The following is a 19,783-nucleotide window of genomic DNA, read 5'->3' as shown; positions in this document are numbered from 1 at the left end:
GGCGGGAGCAAATGAAACATATCCTGGACGCCCTTGAAGATCGTCGCGCCGGCGCCAAGCTCGGCGGCGGGGAGAAGCGCATCGAGGCGCAGCACGCCCGCGGCAAGCTGACCGCGCGCGAGCGCATCGAGCTCCTGCTCGACAAGGGATCGTTCGAGGAGTTCGACATGTTCGTCGAGCACCGCTCCACCGAGTTCGGCATGGAGAAGACCAAGGTCCCGGGCGACGGCGTCGTCACCGGCTGGGGCACCGTCAACGGCCGCAAGACCTTCGTCTTCGCCAAGGATTTCACGGTGTTCGGCGGCTCGTTGTCCGAAACGCACGCGCTGAAAATTACAAAGCTCCAGGACATGGCGATGAAGGCGAGGGCGCCCATCATCGGCCTCTATGATGCGGGCGGCGCCCGCATCCAGGAGGGCGTCGCCGCGCTTGCCGGTTACTCCTACGTGTTCCGCCGCAACGTGCTGGCCTCGGGCGTGATCCCGCAGATCTCGGTCATCATGGGCCCCTGCGCCGGCGGCGACGTCTATTCGCCTGCGATGACCGACTTCATCTTCATGGTGAAGAACACCAGCTACATGTTCGTCACCGGGCCTGATGTCGTGAAGACCGTGACCAACGAGGTCGTCACCGCCGAAGAGCTCGGCGGCGCCTCGGTGCACGCCACGCGCTCGTCGATCGCCGACGGCGCCTTCGAGAACGACGTCGAGACGCTTTTGCAGATGCGTCGCCTGATCGACTTCCTGCCTGCTAACAACAGCGACGGCGTGCCGGAATGGCCGAGCTTCGACGACATCGGCCGCGTCGACATGTCCCTGGACACGCTGATTCCCGACAATCCGAACAAGCCCTACGACATGAAGGAGCTGATCCTGAAGGTCGTGGACGAGGGCGACTTCTTCGAGATCGCGGAAGCCTTCGCCAAGAACATCGTCACCGGCTTCGGCCGCATCGCCGGCCGCACCGTCGGCTTCGTCGCCAACCAGCCGATGGTGCTGGCCGGCGTGCTCGACTCTGACGCCTCACGCAAGGCCGCGCGCTTCGTGCGCTTCTGCGATGCCTTCAACATTCCGATCGTCACCTTCGTCGACGTGCCGGGCTTCCTGCCCGGCACCGCGCAGGAATATGGCGGCCTGATCAAGCACGGCGCCAAGCTCCTGTTCGCGTACTCGCAGTGCACGGTGCCGCTCGTCACCGTCATCACCCGCAAGGCCTATGGCGGCGCCTTTGACGTCATGGCGTCCAAGGAGATCGGCGCCGACATGAACTACGCCTGGCCGACCGCCCAGATCGCCGTGATGGGCGCCAAGGGCGCGGTCGAGATCATCTTCCGCAGTGACATCGGAGACCCCGACAAGATCGCCGCCCGCACCAAGGAATACGAAGACCGCTTCCTGTCGCCTTTCATCGCCGCCGAACGCGGCTACATCGATGACGTCATCATGCCGCATTCGACGCGGAAGCGCATCGCAAGGGCGCTGGCGATGCTGAAGGACAAAAAGACGGAGATGCCGGCGAAGAAGCACGACAATTTGCCGTTGTGAGAAATGAGTAGGGTGGGTTAGGCGAAGCCGTAACCCTCCCTACAGGTTCGATCAAAATCCCATGACCGAAGACGATCCGACCGACGAAATCGCCGACATCGAAGATCGCATCGAGCGGCTCGCCGAGATCGCCGAGCGGTGCCGGAAGTACATCCTGGCGTCCAAGATCGCGATTGGCAGCGGTGCGGTGCTGCTCCTGGCCACCATTCTCGGGCTATTTGGATTTGGTCAGACCGCTGCGCTCGGCTCGATCGCCTTGGTGCTCGGCGGCATCGTCTCGCTCGGCTCGAACATCAGCACGTTGCGGCAGACGGACGACGCGATCGGGGCTGCCGAGGCGCGCCGGTCGGCGCTGATCGGCAGCATCGATCTGCGCGTGGTGGCGGATACGCCGATGAAGCTGGTGTGACGCCCCGGGCAGGCCGTGCGCATCACGCGGCGGTCTTGAGGGTCAGCTCAGACAGTTCGGCGCGGCATTCGGCTGCGAAGGTTTGAAGCTGCTCCGCCGTCCGCCGGTCGAGGATGGCTTTCGCCAGCCGCTCGGCGCGGGCAATCTGTTCTCTGAGATATGCGATGCGGGACATGGGACACCTTTCTTTCTCTGAAATGGCTTCGCGGCAATTCGTTGTGGCTGTGATGACTGTAGAGCTACCGCGACGCCATGTGTGTGCGGTCGATCACATTGCCCGGGGCCTTATCGGCCGCCGCGACATGCGCCATGCGGTCTTCCGTCCGTGAGGTCGGCCATGGGCTGTCTCCGTGCTGTCTCAGCCCCAGGACGGATGGAGACGGCGCGCTCCGACGGGAGATGCGAATTTTTTGGCCGAGCGCAGGACGGATGGAGCTTCTTTCCATCGGGGCTCTCTGCAGTGAACCTGAACGGTCGATTCAGCGGCGGTTCATATCGGCGCCGCGACACTTGTTCTGCATCACTTGATCGATGAAGCAGAGGATTAAGTCATGGAGCGCCGGAACTTTTTGAAACTTGCATTCGGTGTCGCGGCGGGAGCTGCCGCGTTCACCGCCGCCGCGCAGGCCGCGCCGCTCGCGCCGCAAGTGCTGGGGAAAGACAGCCTGCCATCGGCGAATCCGGACGCTCATCCTGCCGTCACCACCAGCGAGGAAGCAGCCCAGCTCCAGCCGGAGCAGGTGCGTTGGGGTCACGGCCACTGGCATCACCGTCACTGGGGTTGGCATCACCGTCACTGGGGCTGGCGTCACCGCCACTGGGGCTGGCGTCACCGTCATTGGGGTTGGCGCCATCGCTGGCATCGTCGCCATTGGCGTCACTGGTAACGCCGCGTCCGGAATGAAAAAGGGGATCGCAATCGCGATCCCCTTTTTGCTGTTTCGCAATTGCGAGAGATCAGAACGGACGGCAGCGGCCGGCGTACCAGCGGAAGCCATAGGGGCACACGCGCGGACGCACCACGACAACAGGCGGAGCAACCACGACCGGCGCGGGAGCCACGACGACCCGCTCCATCGGACGGCAGCCGCCATAGGGGCCGCGGTACCAGCCCGGGCCGCAACCCCCGGCGGCGCTGGCGGACTCGCTGAAGCCGACGGCCGCGCTGGCGAGCATCGCGGCGGCGAAAAGATATTTCATCTGATTTTCCTTCTGGTCTCTGGAAGCAAGTTCTTGGAAGCAAGTTCTTGGAAGCAAGTTCTTGGGACAGGGGCTTAGCGCCTGCGGCGCGCAATGAATCAACAGACACGATTCGACACATTAAAACGAGTACGTGCCGTTACGTTGCGATCCAAACCTGCCAATCATGACCTGAATGCGGCATGAACATTTTTCGCGTGCGGCTTCGCGCGACATCGATGACGCGACAGCATGATCCGGAAAAGTGTGCAGCGGTTTTCCGAAAAGATCATGCTCAAACAAAGAGCTAAAGCGCGATGACGATTCAACCCAATCTCATCGCGCTTTAGCGGCCGAGAAAGCCCAACACGAGCTCTCGGTACTTCTCCGGCGCCTCCAGGAAGACGAGGTGACCGGTGTCCGGAATAATCTCGGCGCGCGCATTCGGCATCTTCGCAGCCAACGCTTTTGCAAGCTCGGCATTCTGCCCCATCTTTGCGCGCAACGCTTCCGGCGCATTCGGCCGGCCCGGGGCGTTGTGGTCGTCGGCGCCCATGATGAACAGTGTCGGCGCGGTGATCTCAGGAATTTCGTGCGCGACCGGCTCGCGATAGATCATCTGGCCGGATGAGACGAAGGCGCGCAGCCAGCGCGGATAGTCGGGGCTGCCCTTGATGTTGAAGCGGGCGTCGATGAACGGCGTGATCGCCTCCGGCGGCAGCTTGATCGCATAATTGGTCTGGAGCTGCTTTCGGTAGCCGTCGGCGGTGAGCTTGTCCTCGGTCTCGATGATTGTCTCGGTCGGAACCGGCGGCACGTAGAGACGATAGTCTTCGAGGCCGATCGGTGCGGTCAGCACCAAATGGGCGACACGGTCCGGATAGGCGCGGGCGATGCGCACCCCTAACATGCCGCCGAGCGAATGCGCGACGATGTCGACCTTGTCGATTTTGAGGTGATCGAGCAGCGCGATGGTGTTGCGCGCCAGATTGTCGAAATGCAACTCGCCCATCGGCTTGGAGGATTTGCCGAAGCCGATCTGGTCCGGCACGACCACACGATAGCCCGCGTCGTTGAGTATCTTGATGACATCAGCCCAGTAGCTCGACGGGAAATTGCGCCCATGCAGCAGCACGACGGCGCGGCCGTTCGGCTGAGCTGGGGCGACGTCCATATAGGCCATGGCGAGCTGCTCGCCGTCATTGACAACAGGCAGCAGATGCACGGGATAGGGATAGGCAAAGCCTTCGAGCGCAATGCCGTAAGGCTCGCGCTGGGGCGCGTCGGCGGCGTGGGCGGTGGCGAAGGGGGAAGCGAGCAGGGCGGCGGCGAGAGCGGCCGGGAGAATGCGGATCATAGTAGCGCGATCAGTCCTTGCTGTTCCCGAACAGCGCCGCGAATTGTTTCTCGCCGGTGCGGGTGAAATTCACCACACGGCTGCCGGGCGTGGCATCGCGCGCGGCCCATTTCAGCTCGGCAAAGCGCTGCATCATGGCAGCCCCGAGCGTGCCGGCGAGATGGTGGCGCCGCTCGCTCCAGTCGAGGCAGGCCTTGCAGACCGGGCGGCGCGGATGGCTGAGCATGTCGGGCGAGATCTGCAAATGCTTGGCGAGGAAGCGCTCGCCTTCCGTCGTCAGCTCGATCTCCTGCTTCTTCTGCTTTACGAGGTTGCGCGACCGAAGCGAGTCCAGCATCTGCACGCCGAGATCGCCGGCGAGGTGGTCGTAGCAGATCCGCGCCCGGCGCAGCGCAGGATCCTTCGGTCCGGTGCGCACGCGCATATGGCCGGTGCGCGCGGCAAGACCGGCGAGTCCTTCGAGCACGCCGGCGACGTCGTCGTCGGTGAGGCGGTAGTAGCGGTGGCGGCCCTGCTTCTCCGGCTCGACCAGCCCGCCGGCCTCGAGCTTGGCCAGATGCGAGCTCGCGGTCTGCGGCGTGATGCCGGCCTCCTGCGCCAGCTCGCTCGCCGTGAGCGCGCGGCCGTTCATCAGCGCCGTGAGCATGTTGGCGCGGGCGGGATCGCCGACCAGCGCGGCGACCATGGCGATGTCGGGTCCTGATTTCATGCTTCGATGGTAGCCGAAGCATTGTGGTCGAGCAAGAGCGTAGCGTCTCACCAAGTCGTCATCGCGGGACCCGTAGGGTGGGCAAAGGAGCGGAGCGACGTGCCCACCAATCGTCGTTGCAAGAGACGAGGTGGGCACGCTTCGCTTTGCCCACCCTACGAGACCTGCGCTCGCAATGACAGCGCGAAAACAGGAGCCCAACATGTCCGTCACCGTCTTCATCCGCTACCAGCTCGATCCCTTCAAGCGCGCGCAGTTCGAGGACTATTCGAAGCGCTGGCTGACCATCATCCCGAAATGTGGCGGCGACCTGATCGGCTATTTCATGCCGCATGAAGGCACCAACAACATCGCCTTTGCACTGATCACTTTCGAGAGCCTCGCCGCCTACGAGGCCTATCGCGCGCGGCTGCGGCAGGATGGCGAAGGCATCGCGAACTTCCATTTCGCCGAGGACAACAAGTTCATCCTGGCGGAAGAGCGCACCTTCCTGCGCAAGGTGGTATTGGACTAGCGCCGTCCTGCGAGCGTCCCTATCTCTGCGCGGCCAACAAGGGAGAGAAACATGCATGTGACAACGGCTGACAAGCGCGCGACGTTCCGGAAGCTGCACGAGAGCGGCTGCTTCATCCTGCCCAATCCGGTCGATGTCGGCGGCGCCAAGGCGTTGCAGCATCTCGGTTTCAAGGCGATCGCCTCGTCGAGCGCGGGCTTTGCCTGGACCATCGGCAAGGCCGACAATCGCGTCACCGTGGAGGACGTCTGTCAGCATCTGGCAGCATTGAGCTCGTCCGTCGACATTCCCGTGAACGCGGATTTCGAGGGCGGTTTTGCCGTCGAGCCGGACCAGGTCGCAGAAAATGTCGAGCGTGGCGTGCGCACCGGCGTCGCCGGCCTGTCGATTGAGGATTCCACCGGCGACAAGGACAAGCCGCTCTATGATCGCGCGCTTGCGGTCGAGCGCATCAAGGCCTCGCGCAAGGCGATTGGCGACAGTGGCACGCTGCTGGTCGGCCGCTGCGAGGCTTATCTCTGGGGTGTCACCGATCTCAAGCTCGTCATCGACCGGCTCACGGCTTACGCCGATGCCGGTGCCGATTGCCTCTACGCGCCGGGCCTGAAGACGCGCGAGGACATCGCCGCCGTGGTGAAGGCCGTCGCACCAAAGCCGTTCAACCTGCTGATCGGCGGCTCCGGCTTGTCGCTGAAGGAGGCCGAAGATCTCGGCGTGCGCCGCATCAGCGTCGGTGGCTCGCTCGCCCGCGCCGCCTGGGGCGGCTTCATGCGCGCGGCGAAGGAAATGGCGGAGAAGGGGACGTTTAGCGAACTGGCCGGCGGCTATCCCGGCGGCGAGCTCAACAAGATGTTCAGCTAGCTCCCAACGAAAGCGGCGGGACCTTTCGATCCCGCCGCTCTCTCATCCTCTCGATGTCATGCCCCGCGCAGGCGGGGCATCCAGTAGTCCGAGGCTTATCGATTCGACTTCAACCGTCTCGGAGTACTGGATCGCCCGGTCGAGCCGGGCGATGACGTTTGTGTGCTACGCGAAGACGGTCGTGCCGTTACTTCGCGCCGTCAGACGGCGTCTGCGTATCCGGCGCCGGCTTGGTCGGCGCAGCACCCGTGGTTACGCCCGGCGCGGTGTTGTTGCGCGGCGTCACGTCACGCATGCCGGGAGGGGCGGCCGGATTGGTCGACGGAGCCTGCTGCGCGGTCTGCGTGGCCGGCGTATTGCTCGCCTGGTTGCCGGTGCCGGTGTTGTTCAAGCCATAGAACACGGCGCCCAACACCAGGGCGATCGCCACCGCGAACAGCGCTATCTTGCCGCTGGAGGCGGGGCCTTCGCCAAGCTCGGGATCTGCCTGAAGGTCGGCATCCCGGCGCGCCGCGCGAAGATACTCATCGTCGGCGAGGTTCGGGCGGTACGGATCGTTGGGAAAACGGTCGTCAGCCATCGATTGGGTCTCCTCGTTGATTGCCCTCAGACAACCCTCGGCTGCGAGATTCTGTTCCGGGTTCCCTAGTGCTTTCGTCGGATGTTGCCCTCGGGCGAGGAATCGGGAACCTGTTCATGCGGGAACTCGGCGCGTAAGTTCCGCCGCAAAAGAAGGGAACACAGCGATGTGGAGCCTGCCACCGACCGATAGCGTGCTCCATTTCATGTCGTTGGTCGCCGTCGCCGCGCAAGGCATGACGGCTGCGCTTGCGGCAGGACGGCGCAGCATGGATTGGCTCGGGGTCTGCTTCCTCGGTTGCATCACCGCGCTCGGCGGCGGCACGCTACGCGATCTCTTCCTCGGCCATTATCCGCTGGCCTGGGTGCAGAACCCGATCTATCTCGCGCTCGCCGGCGGGGCGGCGTTCCTCACGATCCTGTTCGCGCGTCTCGTGCACCGGTTGAAGATCGCCTTCATCGTGCTCGATGCCATCGGTCTTGTCGTCTTCACCATGGCCGGCTGCGACATCGCCTGGCAGATGGATGCCTCGCTGCCGATCGTGATCGTTTCCGGCATGGTGACGGGCTGCGCCGGCGGCGTGCTCCGCGACGTGCTCTGCAACGACGTGCCGCTCCTGTTTCGCTCCGAGCTTTACGCGAGTGTCTCCGTGGTGACGGGGCTGTTCTATGCCACCGCGTTCGGTTTGAATCTCAACGCCGGGCTATGGACCATCCTGACCTTCGCCCTCGGCATCACTTTTCGTCTTCTCGCCGTGCGCTACAAATGGGAGATGCCGAAATTCGTGTTCACGGGGGACGAGGAGTAGCAGCTCTCTCGGCATCGTCATTGCGAGCGCAGCGAAGCAATCCAGAGTCTTTGCGTGGAGGAATTCTGGATTGCTTCGCTGCGTTCGCAATGACAGGGAGACAGCTACGGCGCCTGCCTGCGCGCTTTCGCCACCTGCGCCGGCGTCACCAGCAGGCCGGCATTGCCCCAGGAATTGCGGATGTAGTTGGTGACCGCCGCGATCTCCTCATCCGATAATTGCTTGGCATAGCCGGGCATCTCGCCGGTGTTCGGCGCGCGCGGCGTCGTCACGGTGTGGGCGCCGTCGAGAATGACGCGCAAGGTCGAGGAGGGGTTGATGGATTGCAGCAGCGCATTGCCCGGAAGCGGCGGATAGATGCGGGGCGCGCCGGAGCCGTCGGCTTCATGGCAGGCGATGCAGAATTTTGCGTAGACCGCCTGGCCCGCTTTCATCTCGGCCGCCTCGGGCGGCGCCACGATGGTCTCGCGCCGCGCCGGCGGCAGGCTCTTCAAATAGATCGCGATCGCTCGGATGTCGGCATCGCTCATCTTCGAGGCCGAGTTGACGATCACCTCGGCCATCGGCCCGCCGGCATGGCTCCTGGCGTTGCGGCCGCTCTGCAGATATTCGGTAATGTCCTCAGTGCTCCACGATTGCAGCCCGGTCCGCGCAGCGCCATCGAGGCGCGGTGCGTACCAGCCGTCGATTTCGTTGCCGGTCAGCGCCTGCGCGCTCTTGTCTGCGCCCAAAGCGTTCTTCGGAGTGTGGCAGGCGCCGCAATGACCGAGCCCGGTGACGAGATAGCCGCCCCGATTCCACGCTGCGCTCTTGTTCTGGTCCGGCTCGAACAGCCCGGGCGTGAAGAACAGCAAGTTCCAGCCGCGCATCAGGAAGCGATAGTTGAGGGGCCAGTGCAGCTCCGGCGGCTTGTTGCGGCTGATGACGGGCGCGAGGGTGCCGAGATAGGCGCGGATCGCCAGCGTGTCGTCCTTGGTCATCCGCGTGAAGTAGGGGTACGGGAAGGCTGGATAGTAGAGCGAGCCGTCCGGCGCGGTGCCATAGCGCAAGGCGCGGGTGAAATCGGCGTCGGTCCAGGCGCCAATCCCGGTGTCGCGATCAGGCGTCAGGTTCGGCGCATAGATCGCACCGAAGGGCGTGTCGATGCGTTTTCCCCCGGCGAAGGGTTTGGCGGGATCGGCGGTGTGGCAGCCCGCGCAGTCGCCGGCCTCGACCAGCGTCTTGCCATAGGCGATCAGCTCGGGCGACGGCTCGGCGGCCAGAGCGGCCTCCGCAACCGCACTGCACAACAGCGCAACAGCCAGAATCGTCCGCATCGAAAGCCTGCTCCTGCGACCATCAGTCGAATGCCCAATCATAGCGGCGTCATGTCGTTTCGCGACAGCGGGGGTATGGTGACACAAATTGAAAATCGCCAATGTCTTTCCGGCCACGAAATTGCGTTTTTTTCCCGTCGCCGCGGAAGGGCCAGATTTGTGATGCGCTGCGTTAAATATCCGACATAGAGTGGCAGAGGTGGTCGGCGTGCCCTTGCTGAAAACAACGGGCAGGCAACGGCTTAGGCAGCCAAACGCTCAAAAGGGCGGAAGAGGACAAGAATGGGCATCAACCAGGGTCCGATCAGTCTCGATCAGAAATACACGCAAGGCACCGGCCATATCTTCACGACGGGCATCCAGGCGCTGGTCCGTCTGCCCATGGCGCAGATCAGGCGCGACCGCGCCGCCGGCCTGAACACCGCGGGCTTCATCTCCGGCTACCGCGGCTCGCCGCTCGGCGGCTACGACCAGCAGCTTTTCGCCGCGCGAAAGCACCTCGAGCAGTACAACATCAAATTCCAGCCCGGCGTGAACGAGGACCTGGCGGCGACCGCCATCTGGGGCTCACAGCAGCTCAACCTCTCGCCCGGGGCCAAATATGACGGCGTGGTCGGTATCTGGTACGGCAAGGGCCCCGGCGTCGACCGCTGCGGCGACGTCTTTCGCCACGGCAATGCCGCCGGCTCCGCCAAGAACGGCGGCGTGCTATGCCTTGCCGGCGACGACCACGGCGCCAAATCCTCCACCGTCCCGCATCAGTCCGACCACGCCTTCATCTCGGCGCTGATGCCCTATCTCTATCCTTCGAGCATCCACGAGATGATCGAGATGGGCCTGCTCGGCATCGCGATGTCGCGCTATAGCGGCTGCTGGGTCGGCATGAAGGTGATCACGGAGACGGTGGAGACCACCGCCGAGATCGACCTCACCGACGAGATGAAGCCCTTCATCATCCCCAGCGATTTCGAGCTGCCGCCCGGCGGCCTCAACCTGCGCTGGCCCGACGATCGCTTCGAGCAGGACCGGCGCCTGCAGGACTACAAGGGCTTTGCCGCGATCGCCTTCGCACGCGCCAACAAGGTCAACCGCGTCACCATGGATTCGCCGAACGCCCGTTTCGGCATCATGGCCTCGGGCAAGAGCTATGAGGACGTGCGGCAGGCGCTGCGCGAGCTCGGCATCACCGAAGAGATCGCCGCTAGAATCGGCCTTCGTCTTTACAAGATCGGCATGCCCTGGCCGCTGGAGCCGGAGGGCGTGCGCCAGTTCGCCGTCGGCTTGGAGGAGATCTTCATCGTCGAGGAACGGCGCGAGATCGTCGAGAACCAGGTCAAGCAGGAGCTGTTCAACTGGCGCGACGACGTCCGCCCGCGCATCGTCGGCAAGATGGACGAGCACGACAAGCGCTTCCTGACCTTCGCCGCCGAGCTCAGCGTCGCCTCGCTTGCGACCTCGCTGACCGAACGGCTGCTTCGACTTAATCTCAACCCCGAGATTGCCGAGATGCTTCGCGCCAAGGCCGACTGGTTCAACGGCCGGCAGGCGTCCCAGATGATCCCCACGGCGCCGGTTTCTCGCACCCCTTACTTCTGCTCCGGCTGCCCCCACAACACCTCCACGAAAGTCCCTGAGGGCAGCCGTGCGCTCGCCGGCATCGGCTGCCATTTCATGGCGCTGTGGATGGACCGCTCGACCGAGACCTTCACCCATATGGGCGGTGAGGGCGTGCCATGGGTCGGTATCGCCCCCTTCACCAACGAGAACCACATATTCGCCAACCTCGGCGACGGCACCTATTTCCACTCGGGCATTCTCGCCATTCGCCAGGCGATCGCCTCCAAGGCCAACATCACCTACAAGATCCTCTACAACGACGCCGTCGCCATGACCGGCGGCCAGCGCCATGACGGCGATCTTTCGCCGGAGAAGATCATGGCCCAGCTTCACGCCGAAGGCATCCGCGAGATCTATCTGGTCTCGGAAAACCCGGACGCCTATCCCGCCGACAGCATTGCGCCCGGCGTCAAGAAATATCACCGCGACGACTTGCAGAACGTCATGAAGATGTGCCGCGAGTACAAGGGCACCTCTGCGATCGTGTTCGTGCAGACCTGCGCCGCCGAAAAGCGCCGCCGCCGCAAGCGCGGCCTGATGGAGGATCCGGCGCGCCGCGTCATGATCAACCCGGCCGTCTGCGAAGGCTGCGGCGACTGTTCGGTGCAGTCGAACTGCATCTCGGTCGAGCCGCTGGAGACCGAGTTCGGCCGTAAGCGCGCCATCAACCAGTCCGCCTGCAACAAGGACTATTCCTGCCTCAAGGGATTCTGCCCGTCCTTCGTCACCGTGGATGGCGGCAAGCCGCGCCACCGCGCGCCGGCCGAGCTCGCCGATATCGGTGAGCTGCCCGAGCCGGCTTCGCGGCCGATGCTGGACAAGCCCTACAACATCGCCGTAGGCGGTGTCGGCGGCACCGGCGTGCTCACCATCGGCGCGCTGCTCGGCATGGCCGCCCATATCGAGGGCAAGGCCTCGATGATCCTCGACATGTCCGGCCTTGCGCAGAAGGGCGGCGCGGTGCTCAGCCACGTCCGCCTGTCGGATCATCCGGCCGAGGTGACGTGCTCGCGCATCGTCACCGGCACCGCCGATGTCGTGCTCGCTGCCGACGAGGTGGTCGCGGTCGCCAAGGACACCATCTCGCTGTGCGACACCAGCCGCACCCGCGGCATCATCAACAGTCACGTCATCCCCACCGCCGATTTCGTGCTCAACCGCGACTTCAACTTCCAGACCCGCAAGCTGACCGGCCTGCTGGAGACGGCGCTGCACAAGGATTCCGTGTTCTTCGATTTCACCAGGCCGGCCGAGCAGCTGCTCGGCGATGCCATCGCCACCAACATGATGATGATGGGCTATGCCTATCAGAAGGGGCTGTTCCCGCTGTCGGCGGAAGCGATCGAGCAGGCCATCGAGGTCAACGGCGTCTCGATCAAGATGAACAAGGAAGCCTTCCGCCTCGGCCGCCTTGCCGTCGCGGACCCTGCGCGCCTCGCCGAGATGCTGAGGGGCACGGACGAGGTTGCCGCGCCCAAGACGCTGGACGCCATGCCTCTCGATGAAGTCATCGAGCATCGCGCCAAGCATCTCACCGCCTATCAGAACGGCCGCCTGGCCAAGCGCTATCGCAAGCTGGTCGATCAGGTTCGCGATGCCGCGATCAAGGGCGGATATGGCGAAGTGCTGCCGCGCGCGGTCGCGATCAACTACGCAAAACTGCTCGCCTACAAGGATGAGTACGAGGTCGCGCGCCTGTTCTCTGACGGCGCTTTCGAGCAGCAGCTCCGCGACCAGTTCGAGGGCGACTACACGTTCAGCTTCAACCTCGCCCCGCCGATTTTGGCGTCCGGCGTCGATGCGCTGGGCCGCCCGAAGAAGCGCGCCTTCGGCCCGTGGATGCTGAAGGCGTTCCGCGTGCTCGCCAAGTTCAAATTCCTGCGCGGCACCCCCTTCGACATCTTCGGCCGCAGCGCCGACCGCAAGCTCGAGCGCGACCTGATCGCAGGCTATGAGAAGGACGTCGCCACCGTGCTCGGCCTGTTGTCGCCGGTCACGCACGACACAGCCGTCGAACTCCTCTCACTGCCCGACCGCATCCGCGGCTACGGTCCGGTGAAGGAGAAGGCCGTGGCCGACGCCAAGGCCCGCTACGCCCAGCTCGCCGCCGATCTGGCGAACCCGCCCCCGGCGCCGCGGCAGATCGCGGCGGAGTAGGAAAGTCCCGTAGTCCCGGAGGGTGGGCAAAGGCGCGCTTGCGCCGTGCCCACCATCTCTCTCGACCACGAAAAAGGCGTGGGCACGCTTCGCTTTGCCCACCCTACAATTTCCTCTTTGAAATCAACCACCGTTCTACTGTGCATGGGGTTGTTTTCGACAGGTGGGCTCATTTTCGATAAAACGAAACGTCGCTTGTGCCGTCGGGCAAAACACCTGTAGGATTTGAGCTGTCTCGTCCGTCATTGCGCCCACCCGTTGCCCTCTCGCGAGGCGGAATATTTCGGCGCTTGCCAATCCGCCCATCGCGGTTCAGAAAAAAGAGCCAATAAGAGACGCGAGCGGAGACCTCTGTTTTGACCATCAAGGGCAAGGCCTACATTGCCGGGATCTACGAACACCCGACCCGGCATGCGCCGGACAAATCCACCGCCCAGCTTCATGCCGAGGTCGCCAAAGGCGCGATCGAGGATGCCGGGATCAGCAAGGACGATGTCGACGGCTATTTCTGCGCGGGCGATGCGCCCGGCGGCGCCTGGCCGATGGTCGACTATCTCGGGCTGAACACCAAAAAGCTCCGCCATGTCGATTCCACCGAGACCGGCGGCTGCTCCTACATCATCCATCTCGGCCATGCCGCTGAAGCCATCGCGGCAGGCAAGTGCTCGATCGCGCTCATCACGCTTGCGGGCAAGCCGCGCACCGGCGCGATGCCGCCGCGCGCGGCCGGCGCGGAAGCCGATTTCGAGTCTGCTTACGGTGCGACCACGCACAATGCCTATGGCATGTGTGCCATGCGCCATATGCACGACTATGGCACCACGAGCGAACAGCTCGCCTGGATCAAGGTCGCGGCCTCCCATCATGCGCAATACAATCCGCATGCGATGCTCAAGGACGTCGTCACCGTCGAGGACGTGCTGAATTCGCCGATGATCTCCGATCCGCTGCATCGCATGGATTGCTGCGTCGTCTCCGACGGCGGCGGCGCGTTGATCGTGACCACGCCTGAAATCGCCAGGAGCCTGAAGAAGCCGCTGGTGCGCCTGATCGGCCATGGCGAGGCGATGAAGGGTCCGCGGGGCGGCAAGGATCTCGATCTCACTTACTCCGCCGGTGTCTGGTCCGGCCCGCGCGCGTTCGAGGAGGCCGGCATCACGCCGAAGGACATCAAATACGCCTCGATCTATGACAGCTTCACCATCACGGTTTTGATGCAGCTCGAGGATCTCGGCTTCTGCAGGAAGGGCGAGGGCGGCAAGTTCGTTGCCGACGGCAATCTGATCTCGGGCGTCGGCAAGCTGCCGTTCAACACCGATGGCGGCGGCCTGTGCAGCAACCACCCCGTCAATCGCGGCGGCATGACCAAGATCATCGAGGCCGTTAGGCAGCTGCGCGGCGAGGCGCATCCGAAGGTGCAGGTTCCGAATTGCGATCTCGCCATCGCCCACGGCACCGGCGGCCTCTTGGGTGTTCGCCACGCCGCCTCGACGGCCATTCTGGAGCGCGTGTGATGAGCGAAGCGAAAAAATATCCAGCGCCGGTCACGAACCCCGAGACCGCTGCGTTCTGGGACGCGGCGAAAGCGGGCAGGTTCATGATCAAGCGCTGCACCGCCTGCGGCGAAGCGCACTACTTCCCGCGCTCGATCTGCCCGTTCTGCTACTCCGACAAGACGGTGTGGGAGGAAGCCTCGGGCGAGGGCACGATCTACACCTACAGCCTGATGCGGAAATCACCGACCGGTCCTTACGCCATCGGCTACGTCACGCTGAAGGAGGGACCGTCGGTGCAGACCAATTTCGTCGACTGCGATCTCGAGAAGCTCAAGATCGGCCAGAAGGTGAAGGTGGTGTTCAAGCCGACGGACGGGGCGCCACTGCCGTTTTTTACGCCGGTGTAGGTCCTCATCCTGAGGAGCTTGCGAAGCAAGCGCCTCGAAGGATGGCCACGACAAGAAGCGTTTCGGGCATCCTCATGGTTCGAGACGGCGCAACAGCGCCTCCTCACCATGAGGATGAGAACCACCGGGAGGAAACCAAAAAATGTCCGCCAGATACGAAGAACTCAAAGGCCTGAAAAACCTCGGCCAGAAATATGCCTACACCGACCGCGAGGTGATGCTCTACGCCTACGGCATCGGTCTCGGCGCCGACCCGATGGACGAGAACGAACTCGCCTTCGTCAACGAGGGCACGCTCACGCCGCGGCCGCTGAAGGTCGTGCCGACCTTTGCCTCCGTCGCGGCCTGGGGCTCGGGCCCGGGCGAGATGAATCTCAACCGCGTCATGGTGGTTGACGGCGAGCGCGACATCACCTTCCACCAGCCGCTGCCGGTCGCCGCCAACATCACCGCCGATTCCTCCGTGCTCGAGGTCTACGACAAGGGCAAGGACAAGGGCGTCGTCATCAGCCACCAGACCGTGCTGAAGAACGAGAAGGGCGAGAAGCTCGCGACACTTGTCGCCTCGCGCTTCGCTCGCGGCGACGGCGGCTTCGGCGGGCCGAATCTCACCCAGCCCGATCCGCACAAGATCCCCTCGCGCGCGCCCGACAAGACCATCGACATCGCGACGCGCCCGGACCAGGCGCTGGTCTATCGTCTCTGCGGCGACCGCAATCCGCTGCACTCCGATCCCGAGTTCGCCAGGAAGGCCGGCTTCCCGCGCCCGATCCTGCACGGCATGTGCACCTACGGCATCACCTGCCGCGGCGTGCTGCAGACCTATGCCGACTACGATGCGTCAGCGTTCCGCCAGCACGTCGCGCGGTTCTCCTCGCCCGTCTATCCAGGCGAGACTGTCACCATGGACCTCTGGAAGGACGGCAACACGATCTCGTTCGAAGCCAAGGTGAAGTCGCGCGGGGTCACGGTGATCAAGAACGGCAAGACGGTGTTGGGTTAGCGTGCTTCGTCATTCCGGGGCAGCCCGCAGGGCTGAACCCGGAATCCAGAGGTTGTGGCGCGAGATTCCGGGTTCGCGCTTCGCGGGCCCCGGAATGACAACAAACAAGAACAGGGAGAAGCCACCATGGGACTACTCGACGGCAAGGTTGCGCTGATCACCGGCGCGGGCGGGGGGCTCGGTGAGGCCTACGCAAAGCTGTTCGCGCGGGAAGGGGCCTCGATCGTGGTCAACGATCTCGGCGGGCCCCGCGACGGCTCCGGTGCCGATAAGTCCATGGCGCAGCAGGTGGTGGACGCGATCAAGGCCGAGGGCGGCAAGGCGGTCGCCAACGGCGCCGACATCTCCACCATGGAGGGCGGCCAGTCGGTGTTCGACGACGCCATCAGGCATTTCGGCCGCGCCGATATCCTGGTGAACAACGCGGGTATCCTTCGCGACCAGACCTTTCACAAGGCCAGTGAGGCCGACTGGGACAAGGTCATCAAGGTGCATTTGAAAGGCACCTTCTGTTGCACCATGCCGGTGTTTCGCTGGATGCGGGAAAATGGCGGCGGCGTCATCGTCAACACCTCCTCGACCTCAGGCCTGATCGGCAATTTCGGTCAGACCAATTACGGCGCCGCCAAGGGCGGCATCTGGGGCCTGTCCAACGTGCTGGCGATCGAGGGTCGCAAGTACAACATCCGGATCTGGACGCTGGCGCCGGGCGCCCTGACCCGCATGACCGCAGACCTGCCCCGCTATAAGGAGAACCCAGGTGCAGCGCTGGGGCCGGACGGCATCGCGCCGGCCGTGCTATACATGGTCAGCGATTTGTCGGGCGACCAGACCGGCAAGGTGCTGGGCGTGTCCGGGCCCCGCGGCGTGCGCGAAATGCGGATGATGGAAATGGAAGGCTGGAAGCCGCCGCACTCGGGCTGGAAGGCCCAGGACATCGTCGATCACGCCAACGAGATCTTCTTCTCGGAGGAGCAGATCAAGATGGGGGCGCGGCGGTTTTAGCCACGGAAGAGACAAGGACGACGATGAAACTCACCGCCGACGCCAAGGGCACCTTCGCAATCGCGCCGACGCCGTTCCACGACGACGGCCGGATCGACGAGCGCTCGATCGACCGCCTGACCGATTTCTACGAGGAGGTCGGCTGCGACGGTGTCACGGTGCTTGGCATCCTCGGCGAGGCCCCGAAGCTCGATGCCGCCGAGGCCGAGCAGGTCGCGGTGCGCTACGTCAAGCGCGCCAGGAAGATGCAGGTGATCGTCGGCGTCTCCGCGCCGGGTTTTGCCACCATGCGCTCGCTGGCCAGGGCCTCGATGGACGCAGGCGCGGCCGGCGTCATGATCGCGCCGCCGCCCAGCTTGCGCACCGACGACCAGATCGTTGGCTATTTCAAGCAGGCGGCCGAGGCGATCGGCCCCGATGTGCCCTGGGTGCTCCAGGACTATCCGTTGACGCTCACTGTGGTGTTTACGCCCGCCGTGATCCGCAAGATCGTCATGGACAATCCGAACTGCGTGATGCTCAAGCACGAGGACTGGCCGGGTCTGGAAAAGATCACGACCCTGCGCGGCTTCCAGAAGGACGGCTCGCTCCGTCCGCTCTCGATCCTCTGCGGCAATGGCGGCACGTTCCTCGACTTTGAAATGGAGCGCGGCGCCGACGGCGCCATGACCGGCTATGCGTTCCCCGAGCTTCTGATCGACGTCGTCAACCTCTCCAAGGCCGGCAAGCGCGATGCCGCGCATGACATCTTCGACGCGCATTTGCCGCTGATCCGCTACGAGCAGCAGCCCGGCGTCGGCCTGACCGTGCGCAAATACGTGCTGCAGAAGCGCGGCATCATCGCCTCCAGCGCACAGCGCAAGCCGGGCGCGACGATGACGGCGACCGCGAAAGCGGAAGTCGACTATCTCTTGTCGCGCGTCGCCCGTTTCGACAAGCGCGCCAATCTCGGCCCGCAATCCAGTGCCGCAGGTTAGTTGAATGCCCGAGACATCAACATCGCGCCCGGCTTCGACAATCCTCCTGCTGCGTGATGGCGCCAAGGAGGTCGAAATCTTCATGATGGTCCGCCATCATCAGATCGAGTTCAACTCGGGCGCGCTGGTGTTTCCGGGCGGCAGCATCGATGCGGGCGATCAGGAAATCGTTGCCCGCGCCGATCTTTATTCGGGCGGCGAGGGCTTAAGCGAAGCTGACCGCGGTTTTCGTATCGCCGCGATCCGCGAGACGTTTGAGGAGAGCGGCATCCTGCTGGCACGGTCGAAAGGCTCGAACAGGCCTATTGATGCCAAACGCGCCGGCGAGATCGCCGAGGCGCATCGCGTCGCGCTCAACGAGCACAAGATCAGCTTCCTGAAAATCCTCGACGATAACGGCCTTCAGCTCGCGCTCGACACGCTCGTGCCTTACGCGCACTGGATCACGCCGGAGGGCATGCCCAAGCGTTTCGACACCTGGTTTTTTCTCGCGGCTGCACCGCCCGACCAGCTCGGCGCGCATGACGGGCGGGAGTCGACCGACTCGATCTGGCTGTCAGCACGCGAGGCGGTGGAGGGCGGTGAGAGCGGCCGCTTCAAGCTGCCGTTCCCGACCACGCGAAATCTGATTCGGCTGGCGAAGCAGCCAAGCGTGAGGGCTGCGCTCGATCATGCCAAGGGGATGTCGATCGTCACGGTGATGCCGGTGATGACGAAAACCGAAAGCGGGCGGCAGCTCCGCATCCCCCGCGAGGCCGGCTATGACGGCGAGGTGTTCGAGGTCGGCGCGGTCGGCTAGAACACTTCGATACCGAACGAAGTATTGGCGACCACTGATGAGCTAGGTTCCGTCCATCGCGAATGGATGGGACGGATCAGATGGACGCCAGGCAGGACACCAATATCGCCGTCGAGCTGGCGCTGCTGGTCGCGCTCGCAACCCTCTGGGGTGGCTCCTACACCTTCATCAAGCTCGGCGTCGCCACCATCCCTGCGGTCACGCTGATCGCCGCGCGCACGACGGTTGCGGGCCTGTTGCTGCTCGCGGTCATGTGGGCGAGGGGCATCAGCATGCCGACGGATGCCGCGACCTGGCAGCGCTTCGCGTTCCAGGCCGTGCTCAACAGCGTCATTCCATGGACCCTGATCGCCTGGGGCGAACGCCACGTCGATGCCGCGCTCGCCACCATCCTCAATTCGGCCGGGCCCATCTTCACCTTCCTGCTCACCGCGATCATCACCCGCCATGAGGCAACGACGCCGCGAAAGCTGTTCGGCGTGGTCGCGGGCATGGCCGGCATCCTGCTGATCGTCGGCGTCGATGCGTTCCGCGAGATCGGGCGCGGCCTCGTTGCGGAGGCGGCAATCGTCGCCGCCACCATCTGCTACGCCTGCGCCGCGATCTTCGGCCGCAGCTTCAAGGGCCTCGATCCCATGGCGCCCGCCGCCGGCTCGCTGCTGGCGGGCGCGGCCGTGCTGATCCCGGCTTCGCTCCTGCTCGAGCAGCCCTGGACGCTGTCGCCGTCGCTAAGCTCCGTCCTCGCGCTGCTCGCGCTCGCGGTATTCTCGACCGCAGCCGCCTTCGCGATCTATTTCCGCCTGATCCAGACCCTCGGCTCGGTCGGCACCACCGCTCAGGCTTACCTGCGCGTCCCCATCGGAGTGGCCATCAGCGTCGCCTTCCTCGGCGAGACCCTGAGCCGGACCGCATGGATTGGCCTCGCCTGCGTCGTCCTCGGTGTCGCCGCCATGACGATCCCGGGGCGGCGGGCGGCCGTCGCTAAACCATCATGAAGAACAGCCCCTTCCGGCCCGTGGAGGCATGTTCCCCCGGAGGGGCGATA

20 protein-coding genes are annotated in these 19,783 nt (G+C 64.3%); 14 read left to right on the top strand and 6 right to left on the bottom strand.

Going from position 1 to position 19,783, the window contains the following annotated elements; translation table 11 throughout:
• Nucleotides 1–11: 11 nt before the first annotated feature.
• Entirely contained in the window at nucleotides 12–1,544 is a 1,533-nt protein-coding gene (locus XH80_RS12930) for an acyl-CoA carboxylase subunit beta (protein WP_271598917.1), read from the top strand.
• Nucleotides 1,545–1,605: 61 nt separating this feature from the next.
• Nucleotides 1,606–1,953 carry a hypothetical protein gene (locus XH80_RS12925; protein ID WP_271598916.1) on the top strand — a complete coding sequence of 116 codons (348 nt, stop codon included), beginning with the start codon at nucleotides 1,606–1,608 and terminating at the stop codon, nucleotides 1,951–1,953.
• A gap of 22 nt (nucleotides 1,954–1,975) precedes the next feature.
• Here XH80_RS12925 and XH80_RS12920 read toward each other — a convergent pair whose 3' ends face one another.
• Nucleotides 1,976–2,128, bottom strand: coding sequence for a hypothetical protein (locus XH80_RS12920; RefSeq protein WP_167353995.1), 153 nt, complete (start codon nucleotides 2,126–2,128; stop codon nucleotides 1,976–1,978).
• 376 nt (nucleotides 2,129–2,504) lie between these two features.
• On the opposite strand from XH80_RS12920, the gene XH80_RS12915 reads away from it, so the two are divergent.
• Entirely contained in the window at nucleotides 2,505–2,840 is a 336-nt protein-coding gene (locus XH80_RS12915; RefSeq protein WP_271598915.1) for a twin-arginine translocation signal domain-containing protein, read from the top strand.
• Between the two features lie 70 nt (nucleotides 2,841–2,910).
• On the opposite strand, the gene XH80_RS12910 is transcribed toward XH80_RS12915, so the two are convergent.
• The 3 genes from XH80_RS12910 to XH80_RS12900 form a co-directional block, all read right to left on the bottom strand.
• The gene (locus XH80_RS12910; RefSeq protein WP_271598914.1) at nucleotides 2,911–3,153 is read right to left on the bottom strand and encodes a GCG_CRPN prefix-to-repeats domain-containing protein; all 243 of its coding nucleotides are present in this window, start codon (nucleotides 3,151–3,153) and stop codon (nucleotides 2,911–2,913) included.
• Nucleotides 3,154–3,478: 325 nt separating this feature from the next.
• Nucleotides 3,479–4,489, bottom strand: a complete 1,011-nt coding sequence (locus tag XH80_RS12905) for an alpha/beta fold hydrolase (protein ID WP_271598913.1) — start codon at nucleotides 4,487–4,489, stop codon at nucleotides 3,479–3,481.
• A gap of 10 nt (nucleotides 4,490–4,499) precedes the next feature.
• Entirely contained in the window at nucleotides 4,500–5,198 is a 699-nt protein-coding gene (locus XH80_RS12900; protein WP_057751729.1) for a metalloregulator ArsR/SmtB family transcription factor, read from the bottom strand.
• A 202-nt stretch (nucleotides 5,199–5,400) separates the two neighbouring features.
• On the opposite strand from XH80_RS12900, the gene XH80_RS12895 reads away from it, so the two are divergent.
• Nucleotides 5,401–5,712 carry an NIPSNAP family protein gene (locus XH80_RS12895; RefSeq protein WP_271598912.1) on the top strand — a complete coding sequence of 104 codons (312 nt, stop codon included), beginning with the start codon at nucleotides 5,401–5,403 and terminating at the stop codon, nucleotides 5,710–5,712.
• Between the two features lie 51 nt (nucleotides 5,713–5,763).
• Nucleotides 5,764–6,573: an isocitrate lyase/PEP mutase family protein gene (locus XH80_RS12890; RefSeq protein ID WP_271598911.1), complete on the top strand. Its 810-nt coding sequence runs from the start codon at nucleotides 5,764–5,766 to the stop codon at nucleotides 6,571–6,573.
• A 187-nt stretch (nucleotides 6,574–6,760) separates the two neighbouring features.
• Here XH80_RS12890 and XH80_RS12885 read toward each other — a convergent pair whose 3' ends face one another.
• A complete protein-coding gene (locus XH80_RS12885) occupies nucleotides 6,761–7,153 on the bottom strand; it encodes a hypothetical protein (RefSeq protein ID WP_271598910.1) in 393 nt (130 codons plus the stop codon).
• Between the two features lie 166 nt (nucleotides 7,154–7,319).
• Between XH80_RS12885 and XH80_RS12880 the strand changes: the two genes are divergently transcribed.
• On the top strand, nucleotides 7,320–7,961 hold the full coding sequence (locus XH80_RS12880) for a trimeric intracellular cation channel family protein (protein ID WP_271598909.1): 642 nt from the start codon (nucleotides 7,320–7,322) through the stop codon (nucleotides 7,959–7,961).
• Nucleotides 7,962–8,065: 104 nt separating this feature from the next.
• On the opposite strand, the gene XH80_RS12875 is transcribed toward XH80_RS12880, so the two are convergent.
• The gene (locus XH80_RS12875; protein WP_271598908.1) at nucleotides 8,066–9,277 is read right to left on the bottom strand and encodes a c-type cytochrome; all 1,212 of its coding nucleotides are present in this window, start codon (nucleotides 9,275–9,277) and stop codon (nucleotides 8,066–8,068) included.
• Nucleotides 9,278–9,559: 282 nt separating this feature from the next.
• Between XH80_RS12875 and XH80_RS12870 the strand changes: the two genes are divergently transcribed.
• The 8 genes from XH80_RS12870 to XH80_RS12835 all read left to right on the top strand — a co-directional run bounded on the left by XH80_RS12870 (nucleotide 9,560) and on the right by XH80_RS12835 (nucleotide 19,733).
• Nucleotides 9,560–13,051 carry an indolepyruvate ferredoxin oxidoreductase family protein gene (locus tag XH80_RS12870; RefSeq protein WP_271598907.1) on the top strand — a complete coding sequence of 1,164 codons (3,492 nt, stop codon included), beginning with the start codon at nucleotides 9,560–9,562 and terminating at the stop codon, nucleotides 13,049–13,051.
• Between the two features lie 356 nt (nucleotides 13,052–13,407).
• The gene (locus tag XH80_RS12865) at nucleotides 13,408–14,565 is read left to right on the top strand and encodes a thiolase domain-containing protein (protein ID WP_271598906.1); all 1,158 of its coding nucleotides are present in this window, start codon (nucleotides 13,408–13,410) and stop codon (nucleotides 14,563–14,565) included.
• Nucleotides 14,565–14,954 carry a Zn-ribbon domain-containing OB-fold protein gene (locus tag XH80_RS12860; RefSeq protein WP_220006721.1) on the top strand — a complete coding sequence of 130 codons (390 nt, stop codon included), beginning with the start codon at nucleotides 14,565–14,567 and terminating at the stop codon, nucleotides 14,952–14,954. Before XH80_RS12865 ends, XH80_RS12860 begins: the two co-directional genes overlap by 1 nt.
• Before the next feature lie 142 nt (nucleotides 14,955–15,096).
• Nucleotides 15,097–15,957: a MaoC family dehydratase gene (locus XH80_RS12855; RefSeq protein ID WP_057751689.1), complete on the top strand. Its 861-nt coding sequence runs from the start codon at nucleotides 15,097–15,099 to the stop codon at nucleotides 15,955–15,957.
• Nucleotides 15,958–16,083: 126 nt separating this feature from the next.
• Nucleotides 16,084–16,962, top strand: a complete 879-nt coding sequence (locus XH80_RS12850) for an SDR family oxidoreductase (protein ID WP_271598905.1) — start codon at nucleotides 16,084–16,086, stop codon at nucleotides 16,960–16,962.
• A 23-nt stretch (nucleotides 16,963–16,985) separates the two neighbouring features.
• Nucleotides 16,986–17,939 (top strand): dihydrodipicolinate synthase family protein, encoded by a 954-nt coding sequence (locus XH80_RS12845; protein WP_057751685.1) that lies wholly within the window; start codon nucleotides 16,986–16,988, stop codon nucleotides 17,937–17,939.
• A gap of 4 nt (nucleotides 17,940–17,943) precedes the next feature.
• On the top strand, nucleotides 17,944–18,738 hold the full coding sequence (locus tag XH80_RS12840) for an NUDIX hydrolase (RefSeq protein WP_271598904.1): 795 nt from the start codon (nucleotides 17,944–17,946) through the stop codon (nucleotides 18,736–18,738).
• 80 nt (nucleotides 18,739–18,818) lie between these two features.
• Nucleotides 18,819–19,733, top strand: coding sequence for a DMT family transporter (locus XH80_RS12835; protein ID WP_057751834.1), 915 nt, complete (start codon nucleotides 18,819–18,821; stop codon nucleotides 19,731–19,733).
• Nucleotides 19,734–19,783: the final 50 nt, after the last annotated feature.

This window comes from Bradyrhizobium sp. CCBAU 45384, assembly GCF_028128665.1.
GTDB classification, from domain to species: Bacteria; Pseudomonadota; Alphaproteobacteria; order Rhizobiales; family Xanthobacteraceae; genus Bradyrhizobium; species Bradyrhizobium manausense.
The sequence above is the reverse complement of the archived record's forward strand: the minus strand, read 5'-3'. Positions and strand labels throughout refer to the sequence as shown.